At 71.6% G+C, this 10,057-nt stretch carries 11 protein-coding genes; 3 read left to right on the plus strand and 8 right to left on the minus strand.

The window, feature by feature from the left end:
* The first annotated feature begins 4 nt into the window (after nt 1–4).
* Both RIM90_RS27855 and RIM90_RS27860 read left to right on the plus strand, forming a co-directional pair.
* Nucleotides 5–1,225, plus strand: coding sequence for a cysteine desulfurase-like protein (locus tag RIM90_RS27855; protein WP_309063525.1), 1,221 nt, complete (start codon nt 5–7; stop codon nt 1,223–1,225).
* A 69-nt stretch (nt 1,226–1,294) separates the two neighbouring features.
* On the plus strand, nt 1,295–1,867 hold the full coding sequence (locus tag RIM90_RS27860; protein WP_309063516.1) for a DUF1990 domain-containing protein: 573 nt from the start codon (nt 1,295–1,297) through the stop codon (nt 1,865–1,867).
* Between the two features lie 25 nt (nt 1,868–1,892).
* Here RIM90_RS27860 and RIM90_RS27865 read toward each other — a convergent pair whose 3' ends face one another.
* Nucleotides 1,893–2,819 (minus strand): GNAT family N-acetyltransferase, encoded by a 927-nt coding sequence (locus RIM90_RS27865; RefSeq protein WP_309063517.1) that lies wholly within the window; start codon nt 2,817–2,819, stop codon nt 1,893–1,895.
* A gap of 71 nt (nt 2,820–2,890) precedes the next feature.
* Here RIM90_RS27865 and RIM90_RS27870 point away from each other — a divergent pair, with 71 nt between their 5' ends.
* Entirely contained in the window at nt 2,891–3,463 is a 573-nt protein-coding gene (locus RIM90_RS27870; protein WP_309063518.1) for a GNAT family N-acetyltransferase, read from the plus strand.
* A gap of 65 nt (nt 3,464–3,528) precedes the next feature.
* Here the strand turns inward: RIM90_RS27870 and RIM90_RS27875 are convergent, their stop codons facing one another.
* The 7 genes from RIM90_RS27875 to RIM90_RS27905 form a co-directional block, all read right to left on the minus strand.
* Nucleotides 3,529–4,329, minus strand: a complete 801-nt coding sequence (locus RIM90_RS27875) for an enoyl-CoA hydratase/isomerase family protein (RefSeq protein WP_309063519.1) — start codon at nt 4,327–4,329, stop codon at nt 3,529–3,531.
* The gene (locus RIM90_RS27880) at nt 4,326–5,591 is read right to left on the minus strand and encodes a cytochrome P450 (RefSeq protein ID WP_309063520.1); all 1,266 of its coding nucleotides are present in this window, start codon (nt 5,589–5,591) and stop codon (nt 4,326–4,328) included. Before RIM90_RS27880 ends, RIM90_RS27875 begins: the two co-directional genes overlap by 4 nt.
* Before the next feature lie 101 nt (nt 5,592–5,692).
* Nucleotides 5,693–6,994, minus strand: coding sequence for a cytochrome P450 (locus tag RIM90_RS27885; protein WP_309063526.1), 1,302 nt, complete (start codon nt 6,992–6,994; stop codon nt 5,693–5,695).
* A 103-nt stretch (nt 6,995–7,097) separates the two neighbouring features.
* Nucleotides 7,098–7,700, minus strand: coding sequence for an ATP/GTP-binding protein (locus RIM90_RS27890; RefSeq protein WP_309063521.1), 603 nt, complete (start codon nt 7,698–7,700; stop codon nt 7,098–7,100).
* Complete coding sequence (locus RIM90_RS27895) at nt 7,675–8,049, minus strand: DUF742 domain-containing protein (protein ID WP_309063522.1); 375 nt, start codon at nt 8,047–8,049, stop codon at nt 7,675–7,677. Before RIM90_RS27895 ends, RIM90_RS27890 begins: the two co-directional genes overlap by 26 nt.
* Nucleotides 8,046–8,447 (minus strand): roadblock/LC7 domain-containing protein, encoded by a 402-nt coding sequence (locus RIM90_RS27900; protein ID WP_309063523.1) that lies wholly within the window; start codon nt 8,445–8,447, stop codon nt 8,046–8,048. Before RIM90_RS27900 ends, RIM90_RS27895 begins: the two co-directional genes overlap by 4 nt.
* Nucleotides 8,444–9,649 (minus strand): ATP-binding protein, encoded by a 1,206-nt coding sequence (locus tag RIM90_RS27905; RefSeq protein WP_309063524.1) that lies wholly within the window; start codon nt 9,647–9,649, stop codon nt 8,444–8,446. The genes RIM90_RS27900 and RIM90_RS27905 overlap by 4 nt, the downstream gene beginning before the upstream one ends.
* Nucleotides 9,650–10,057: the final 408 nt, after the last annotated feature.

Genomic DNA, 10,057 nt, shown 5'->3' on the forward strand with positions numbered 1-10,057 from the left:
CCCCGTGACGTACGACCTCACCGCCCTGCGCGCCCAGGTTCCCGCGCTGGCCGCCGGCACCGCGCACTTCGACGGCCCCGGCGGCACCCAGATGCCCCTGCCCGTCATCGAGGCGATCAGCGCCGCGCTGTCCCACCCCCTCTCCATACGGGGTGACGGCCTGCCCGGTGAACGCAACGCCGAGGACATCGTCGTCGGGGCACGCCGGGCCATGGCCGACCTGCTGGGCGCCGACCCGGCCGGCATCGTCTTCGGGCGCAGCGCCACCCAGCTCGTCTACGACTTCTCCCGCACCCTGGCCCGCGACTGGTCGCCCGGCGACGAGGTGGTCGTCACGCGGCTGGACCACGACGCCAACATCCGCCCCTGGGTGCAGGCGGCCGAGCGGGCCGGCGCCACCGTCCGGTGGGCGGACTTCGACCCGGCCACCGGCGAGCTGACCGCCGACGACATCCGGGCCGTGCTCTCCGAGCGCACCCGGCTGGTGGCGGTCACCGCGGCCTCGAACCTGATCGGCACGATCCCCCCGGTCGCCGAGATCGCGCGGATCGTGCACGAGGCCGGTGCGCTGCTCCACGTCGACGGCGTCCACTACACCGCGCACGCCCGCGTCGGCGTCGAGGCACTCGGCGCGGACTTCTTCGTCTGCTCCCCGTACAAGTTCCTCGGACCCCACCACGGTGTCCTGGCCGCCCGCCCCGAGCTCCTGGAGACCCTGCGCCCGGACAAACTGCTGCCCTCCACCGACGCGGTTCCCGAACGCTTCGAACTCGGTACGCTGCCCTACGAGTTCCTGGCGGGTACGCGTGCGGCCGTCGACTTCCTGGCCGGCCTGGGGACACAGACGGCCGGCAGCCGCCGCGAGCGCCTCGACTCGGCGTTCGAGGCGATCGGGGAACACGAGGACACGCTGCGGGGCCGGCTCGAGGAGGGGCTGGCGGCCTTCGAGGAGGTCACCGTCCACTCCCGCGCGGCCCGGCGCACCCCGACCCTCCTTCTCACCCTCGAGGGCCACGACACCGTGGACGCCTACCGGTTCCTGGCGGGGCGCGGCGTCCACGCGCCCTCCGGCAGTTTCTACGCGCTGGAGGCCTCCCGCCGTCTCGGTCTGGGGGACACCGGCGGCCTCCGCGTCGGACTCGCCCCCTACACCGGCACTCAGGACGTCGAACGGCTTCTGGAGGGACTGTCGGCCTTCCTGGGACGAACGCCGCGGACCGCGTAGGGGCGTGGGGGACCGGATGCCCGGCGTGTAGGTTGTGCCTGCCGGGCGGTTCGACGCGGGGGGTGAGGGATGGTCGGTGACGACAGCGCTTCGGGCGGACCGCCCCCGGCGCCCGGCCGCCCCTTCGGGGGCCTGACCTACGGCACCCCCGGTGCGACCCTCCCGCAGGCCCCGCTCTGGCGGGAAACCCCGCGCGGGTTCCGCCGGTTCGAGACCACCGTGGTGATCGGACGGGGAGAGGACGCCTGGGCCACGGCCAGGGACGCCGTGGCCCGGTGGGAGATCAAGCGGCGCAGCGGGTTCGCCGTCGCCCCGGCCGACGGGGGAGGCGTCAGGGTGCGGGAGAGGGGGCGTTACCGCATCACCGTGGGGCTCGGCCGGTTCGTCGTCCGGGAACCGGTCGAGGTCGTCGCCGTGGTGGACACCGAGAACCGGTGCGGCTTCGCCTACGGCACCCACCGGGGGCACCCGGTCAGCGGGGAAGAGGCCTTCATCGTGCACCGGGACGACGACGGCCGGGTCCACCTGACCCTCCGGTCCCTGACCCGGGCGGCTCCGGCGCCTCCGTGGCGGTTCCTCTTCCCCCTCCTTCTCCTGGCCCAGCGCTGCGTTCGCGAGCGGTACCTGCGCGCGTTGACGTGAGACCGGGCGGCGCTGTCCCCGGGACTCAGTCCAGGACCGTCTCCCAGGTGTCGACGGCGTAGTGAAGGGTCATCCCGTGGCGGTCGTACAGCCGGGGAGCCCCGGTGGTGTTCGCCGTGTCCACGCCGAGTCCGACGACGTCCCGTCCCCGCGCGGCGAAGGCCGCGAAGGCGTGCCGCAGCAGGAAGCCGCCGAGGCCCCGGCCCCGGGCCTCGGGCAGGACGCCGATGCTGCGGATCCAGCCCATGGCCTCCCGGTCGTCGCGTGCGAGCAGGAACCCCACGTCCCCCAGGACGTCGTCGGCGACGATCCACACCAGGGACCAGTCCAGTCCCTCGGCGTCGATGTCGTGCAGCCACGGGCCGTAGGCGCGCGGCTGGAAGTCGAAGTGGTCGGCGAAGGAGGCCTGGTACAACGCGTGGACGCGGACGCGGTCCGCCTCGGCGGCGCAGTCCCGGATCCGCAGGCCGGCGGGTACCTCGGGCACCGGGTCCTGCGCGGGGTTCAGCGGGCGGCGCAGGACGTGGTAGCGGCGTACGACCTGCCAGCGCCGCTCCCGGAGCAGACGGGTGTCGAGCGTGGGCGCCACGTTGAGATGCAGGTGCACGACGGCCCTCGCGGCGCCGTTCTCCCGGGCCTTCTCCCGTGCCCGGGCCTCCATGGCCTCCAGCACGGGCGCGGCGGTTTCCTGGTGGTCGGGCAGCACGTAGTGGTCGATGTCGATGCGGTCGCCGCCGGACTCGTCCCACAGCAGCCCGTAGGCCACCAGCCGGTCCCCGTCGAAGACGAGCCAGGAATCGCGCCGCAGGTCGACCTCGGGATGCCGCAGATCGGCCTCGACGGTGCGCAGGTCGGTCTCGGGCCGGCCGATCTCTATCTCGTCGACCCTGTTGAGCAGTTCGGTGACGGCGGGCGCGTCATCGAGCGTGGCGGAGCGCAAGGAGTAGGGCATGAGGACCAAGAATCCGCGGGCGGGGCGGGAACCGCAACGGCATTTTGCCGGCGGCGTGCCATCGTGGTGCCGTGAGCATCGACGTGCGACCGGCTTCGGTCTTCGAGGACGTCCGTACCCTGCTCGGCCCGAAGTCACCCGGGGCGAACGTCTGCTGGTGTCTGAGTCACCGGATCCCGTCCGGGCTCAACAACACCCTCCGCGGGCCGGCCCGCGGGGAGTACGTCGCCGGGCTGTGCCGGACGGGGCGCCCTCCGGGCGTCCTCGCCTACGACGGCGGCGAGCCGGTCGGGTGGGCCGCCGTGGCGCCGCGCTCGGACACGTCCTTCGCGCGCAGCCGCAGGATTCCGCACGTCGACGACCTGCCGGTCTGGTCGCTGTGGTGCATCCGGGTACGCCCCGGTCACCGCAGGAGGGGGGTGTCGCACGCCCTCATCGCCGGCGCGGTCGAGTTCGCCCGCGCCGGCGGCGCGCCGGTGATCGAGGCGTATCCCCTGGACAACGGCGACGCCAGGGTCGACCCGACGATGGCGTACGCCGGGATCCGGAAGAACTTCGAGCGGGCCGGGTTCGTGCACGCCGCCGACACCACGTCCGTGCTGGCCGGTCACCCCCGGGTCCTGATGCGGCTCGACCTGCGCTGACAGTCCCGTCCCCGGACGGGCGGCCCGGCAGCCTCCACGGCCGGGCCGCCCCGCCCGGGCACGCGTCAGCCGGACCGGCGGGAGCCGGCCGACGCGTAATGCAGCTCGGTGACGACCGCCGCCATCAGCTCGGGATCCAGGACCGAGGCGTCGGCGAGGCGGGTGGGGGCGGTGAGGGCGCTCAGCAGTGTCTTGGTGACGCGCAGGGCGGCCGGCGGCCGGCGCAGGACGGGTTTGGCCCAGGCCGTGACGGCGGCGTCGAGAGCGTCCTCGGGCACGACGTTCTGCAGGATCGACAGGTGATGGGCCTCCTGGGCGTCGAAGGCGCGCCCGGTGAGGACGAGTTCGCGCACGCGGGCGGCGCCGACCTCGTTGACGAGGCGGGGGAGGAGCCCGCCCCAGGCCGTGGGCAGGCCGAGCGCGAGCTCGGGCAGCCGGAAGGTGGCGGTGTCGGCGCCCACCCGCAGGTCGCAGGCGAGGGCGAGGGCGAGGCCGGCACCGATGGCCTTTCCCTGGACGCGGGCGATGGTGACGGCGGGGTGGGAGGTGAGGGCGTCGCACACGCGCCGCGCCCGGACTCCGGAGGCGCGGATGCCGCCGCCGGTGGGGTCGTGGACCAGGTGCTCGGCGAATTCGCCGCGGTCCCCGCCGAGGCAGAAGTCGTCGCCGGCGGCGGCCAGCACGACGACCCGTACCGCGGGGTCCTGTTCGTCGAGGACGGTGAGGAGGTCGTCCAGCATGGTGTCGGTGACAACGTTGCCCTGTTCGGGGACGTTCAGTTCGACGGTGAGGAGCGGACCTTGCCGGTGGGTGCGCAGGGTCTTGAGCGTCCGGTCCGTGGGAAGTCCGGTGAGGGGCGTGCTCATGTCGTGACTCTCAGGGAGGCGATGCGGCGGAAGACGACACGGGAGGTGTCGTACTCGGGGGGCGCGACGGGCCGCAGGGTGGGGAACCGTTCCAGCACCTGACCGAGCAACTCGCGGGCCTCCAGCCGGGCGAGGGCCGCCCCGAGGCAGTAGTGGGCGCCGCCGCCGAAGGTGAGGTGGCTGCCCTTGCGCAGGATGTCGAAGACGTGGGGCCGCTCGTTGCGGCGGGGGTCGTGGGCGGCCGAGCCGTACAGGACGTGGACGGTGGTGTCCTTCGCGATGGGCACGCCCGCGAGGACGGTGTCGTCGGCGGCGATGCGGGAGTTGACGTGGACGGGCGGGTCGTAGCGCAGCGTTTCCTCGATCGCGTCCTCGATGTGCTCGGGGTGCCGGCGCAGCCAGGCCGCGCGGGAGGGTTCCCGGGTGAGGAACCACACGGCGTTGGTGAGCAGGACCGCGCTGGTCTCCAGCGAGGCGATGGTGATGAACATCGTCAGGTCGTAGATCACCTGGTCCGCGGTCGCCCGGTCGTCGGGGTACTGGGCGTCCCAGTGGTGGATCCAGCCGGTGAGGACATCGTTGCCGGGGTGTGCCCGCCGCTGCCGGATGAGCTCGGTGAAGAAGGCCCGCATCTCCAGCGTGGCCCGGGCCGATATGGCGAGTTCGCTCTTGGTGGGCAGCAACTCCTGTGCGTAGACCTGGCGGTGGGTGAAGTCCAGGATGTGCGCGAAGTGCTCCGGAGCGATCCCGAGCCAGTCACCGACGGTTCGGACGGGGAGTTGCTCGGCGACGGTGCGGACGAAGTCCGCCTCCCCGTCGGCGCGCAACCGGTCCTCGAGGTCGTCCAGGAGCCCGGAAGCCAGATCGGCGATCCGAGGACGCAGGGCCTGGAGGGAGGCGCGGTCGAAGGGATTGCCCAGCGCACGCCGCTGGCAGGTGTGGGTGGGCGCGTTGAGACGGGGCAGGGTGCGTGTCATCTCCTGTGTGGCGGGAGCCTGCCAGCGTTCCCTGTCGGGCTGGCGCTCCTGCCAGGCGAAGTCCGGCACGAGCCAGTTCCTGCCGCGCAGGACCTGGCTGCATGCGTCGAATCCGGTGACGAAGTAGCCACCCCAGGGGGCGCGTACGACGTCCCCCATGGAGCGCATCTCCTCCCAGATGGGCAGAGGGTTGGCCTGCCCTTCACCGGAACGCAGTCGGCGGAGGAGGGAGATGACGGCTCGGCGGTCGGTGGTGGTGCCGCGTATGTCGCCAACGGCGGTCACGCATGGCTCCTTCGGCTGGTGCTGTCGATACCGCCGGAACCTACCCTTCTACCCTCCTGTGTCATGCGCCTCTGTGTGTTGCTCCTGTCACATGCCGTGCTTCAGACACGGAAGATGTCCAGGAAGCTGCTCCAGAATCCCTTCTTGCGTGCCGATTCCTGCCGGACCGGTGCGGACGAGGCCGCGGGGAGGGGCTGCTCCGCACCGGGTGCCGAACTCCGGTTCTGGATCGCTGCGGCCATGCGGGTGGCCGGCGTGGGGCTGAAGGTCACGGGCAGCGCGACGAGGGCGCGGTGGAACGGCCCGGGTCGCCACTGCAGGTCCTTCTCGGGAACGGCCAGCGTCAGGTCGGGCAGCGCGTTGAGGAGCCGCTCGATCGCGGTGGTCGCGATGACCTGCGCCGGGTCCTTGGCGGGGCAGGCGTGCGGGCCGGCCCCCCACGCCAGATGGGCCCCCTTGCTGCGCGTGCGGCGGGCCTCGGCGAGCGCGGGGTCGCTGTTGGCGCCCGCGAAGGAGATGACGACCGGAGTGCCCGCCTCCACCACGTAACCGCCGAGGTCGACGTCCTGGACCGGGTAGTGGGTGGCGTAGTTGGCGATGGGGGTCTGGTTCCACAGCACGTGGTCGAGCGCCTCCTCGATCAGCATGCCGCTCTGCCGGCCGCCCGCGCCGGACAGCAGCAGGACCAGGGCGTTGCCGATGAGGTTGCGCTCGGGTTCGACGCCGGCGCCCATCAGCATCACCAGCTGGTCCTTGAGCTCCTCGTCGGTCAGCCCGGCGGGGTGCTGGATCAGCCAGGAGGTGACGTCGTCACCCGGCCGGCGCCGCTTGAGGGCGATCAGCTCCATGAGGCAGGCGGTGAGGTCCTCGTTGGCGCGCAGCGCGTCCTTGCCGTCGAAGATCGCCGACATGGAGGTGGTGAGGGTGTCGCCGATGTCGGCGGGGCAGCCGAAGAGCTTGTTGAACAGCAGCAGCGGCAGCAGCTTGGCGTAGTCGTTGAGCAGGTCGGCGCGGCCCCGCTCGCTGAACCGGTCGAGGAGGTAGTCGGCGATCGGCTCCACGTCCCGCCGGATGCGGGTGATGTTGAGCCGGGCCAGGCTGTCGGTGACCGCCTTGCGCAGTCGCAGGTGCACCGCACCGTCGGTGAACAGGCAGTTGGGCCGGTAGGCCATCATCGGCAGGACCGGGTTGTCCATGCCGATACGGCCCTCGTTCAGTGCCTTCCAGCGGCGGGCGTCGCGTGCGAAGAGCTCGGTGTTCTGCAGCACCCGCAGCGCCATCTCGTGCCCGACGACCAGGGTGGCGTCCGTGCCCGGGGCGAGTTCGACCGGGCCGGCCGGGGCGTGGGCGCGCAACCGGTCGTAGACCTGCTGCGGGTCGGCGGCGAACGAGGCGTCGTGCATGGGGCATCTGCCCACGGCGGGCGGAGAGGTTTGCTGAAGATCCATGACGTCTTCCTTAGTGATCCGGGAACCTCCGCTCCCGGGCCGGGTGGGCGCGGGGCGGTCAGGCCGCGCGGTCGAGCAGGTGCCGGACCAGTGCGATCAGAGCCTTGGCGGAGGACTGCTGGTCGCGGGCGTCGCAGTAGACGACGGGGGTGTCCGGGAGCAGGTCGAGTGCCTCACGCACCTCTGCCTCGTCGTAAGTGACCGCCGGGTCGAAGCAGTTGACGGCGATGGCGTACTCGAGGCCGTAGCGCTCGACGAGGTCGATGACGGGGAACGTCTCCTCCAGCCGCGCCGGATCCACCAGCAGCAGTGCTCCCAGCGCGCCGCGGGCCATGTCCTCCCACAACTGCATGAAGCGCTGCTGGCCGGGTGTCCCGAACAGGTACAGCACCAGGTCGTCGCTCAGGGTGAGACGGCCGAAGTCCAGCGCGACCGTGGTGGTCGTCTTGTCCGCCACGCCCCGCAGGTCGTCCACATGGACGGACGCCTGCGTCATCTTCTCCTCGGTACGCAGAGGAGTGATCTCCGACAGCGAACCGATGAAGGTCGTCTTGCCCACGGCGAAATGCCCGACGACCAGGATCTTGGCGGCGTTGGTCACCGCGCTGGAGACGTAGATGGATCTCTGGGCCGTCTCAGCCGATGAGGGATTGGAGTCCATTCAGAACCTTCTCGAGGGTCGCTCTGTCAACGTTCTGGGCCCGGGGCGGCTCGGCACGGCGCAACAGGTGCCCCTGCTCGAATAAATCGGTCAGCAGCAGCCGGGCCACCCCCACCGGCAGGCCGAGGTGGCCGGCCACTTCGGCGACCGACAGATAGCCACCCGCACACAGGTCCCAGATCGCCCTGACCTCGGGGCCGGCCCCCAGCGGAAGGGTTCGCCCGGGAGCCAGGGTGACCAGGGTGTGCAACGCCAGATCGTCCGAGGACGGCAGGCTCCGTCCGCCGGTGATGACGTAGGAGCGGACGAAGTCACTGGTGACGGATGCTTCCTCGCCGGGAGTCGTCATGCGCCGACACCGTTGTCCGAGCGTGGGGCCACGCTCATCGCCTTGCTCAGCGCCGCCACGGTCTTCTGCATGCGGAACGACATGGCCTCCATGTCGACGTCCAGGGCGGCGGACACGGCCAGATAGGCGCCCTGCCCGGCGGCGATGAGGAAGATCCAGCCGCCGTCGTACTCCAGCAGCGTCTGCTTCCAGATGCCGTGCCCCGCGCCGACGAACCCGGCCACCGCCCGGCTGAGGGACTGCATGGAGCTCATCGCGGCGGCGTTCGTCTCCGCGTCGTCGCGCGAGATGTCGTCCGAACGCTGCAGGAGCAGGCCGTCACCCGAGACGAGGACCGCGTGGCGGGCACCACGCACCTCGAGCACGTCGTTCAGCACCCACGACAGGTCGGTGTTCACTGGTGGTCAGGTCCTTCCGTGGTGTTCGTGGTCCGTCCGAGCTGGGTGCCGCGCGCGAAAGCCCCCAGGCGGGACGCGGTCACCTCGCCGGCCGGCTCGGACGTCTGCTCGTCGATCCCGGGCGTGGCCGCCGGTGGCGGCACCACCGCGATGGGGCCCTGGCGCCGGCGGCGCTTGGGCAGCCCGCCGGACGTCGTGCCCACCACGTGCGAGGGGCCCACCGGCACGGGAGCCAGCCGCTGGGGCGCGGCCTCCTGGCCCTCGGCCTCCTGGGCCGGTTCGGCGGGCGCCGGCCCGTCGGCCGACAGGAGACTTTCCGGTACACGGATCACTGCACGCACTCCGCCGTAGGGGGACACGGAGCCGACCGAGACGGCGAAGCCGTAACGCGCGGCGAGCATGCCGCACACGGCGAAGCCGAAGTGGGGCGGGTCACCGAGACCGGTGATGTCCACGGGGCCGTCGGCCGAGAGCAGGGCCGCCGCCCGGTCCTTGGTCTCCTGGTCCATGCCCAGTCCGGCGTCGTCGACGATGAAGCACACGCCCGTGGGGACGGCCTGGATGTTGACCTCGACCGGCGTGCCCGGAGCGCTGTAGGTGGTCGCGTTGTCCAGCAGCTCGGCCAGCACGACGGCCAGCGGTTCGACGGCCTTGCTGGTGACGGAGACGCTGACCTGCGCGTGAATGCCGACCCGGCCGAAGTCCTTGATCCGTCCCTGCGCGCTGCGGGCCACGTCGTAGACGGTCGCCGCGCCCTCGCGCCGGCCCAGCCACCCGCCGCACAGGACCGAGATGCCCTTGGCCCGGCGGCTGAACTGGCTGCCGGTGTGGTCCACCGACATCAGGTCGGCCAGCACCTCGGTGTCGTCGCCGTACTTCTTCAGCAGCCCGTCCAGCAGCAGCTGCTGCTCCTCGGCCAGGGACTGCAGCGTTCCCATGGCCGACTTCAGCACGGCCTTGGTCGACGACTCCGCGTCGGCCCGGACGTCCGCGAGGTCGTCCCTGTGCCGCGTGTTCAGGGAGGCGATGTGCTCCTGGAGCTGGGCGATCCGCCCCTGGGCCTGGCTCAGCCCCGTCTCCAGGTCGTTCTTTGTTCTTCGGAGCACCAGATTGGTTCTCCGTGCCCGCATCACCGCGAACACCGCAGCGACGAGCACCACAAGCAAGATCCACAGCAGTGGATCCCGGATCAATGACGTCATGAGACTCTCTTGGAAGTCGCAACGCGTCGGGAGCGCGGGAGGTCCACCGATTCGTGCTGAGGGTCCGGGCCGACGAACGGCACGGGCCACGGGCGGACCACGCCTCACTCCTTAGCGATGGGGCCTTAGAGACTGTCCCCCGTACGCGTTCATGACGCGCCGCCAGCCTGCTGAACGTACGATGATCTTATCAGGTGCGTGTGGGCAACACGCCTGCCACAAAGGCCGGTTGGTGACCCTCACCGGACCCACACACCATGGCGCACACCCGGTCCCGAAGACATCCGGTTCCGGTGATCCGTCCGGTGAACAGGCGGCAAAGAACAGGGGCGAGGGCGGGCCGCGGGCGCGGTGCTCGCCGGCGTGCCGGCAATGCGGCCGGCGCACCGGCCGCGGCGTGGACGCACG

The sequence above is a fragment of the Streptomyces sp. genome, from assembly GCF_031181555.1.
In the GTDB taxonomy this organism is placed as follows: Bacteria; Actinomycetota; Actinomycetes; order Streptomycetales; family Streptomycetaceae; genus Streptomyces; species Streptomyces fimbriatus.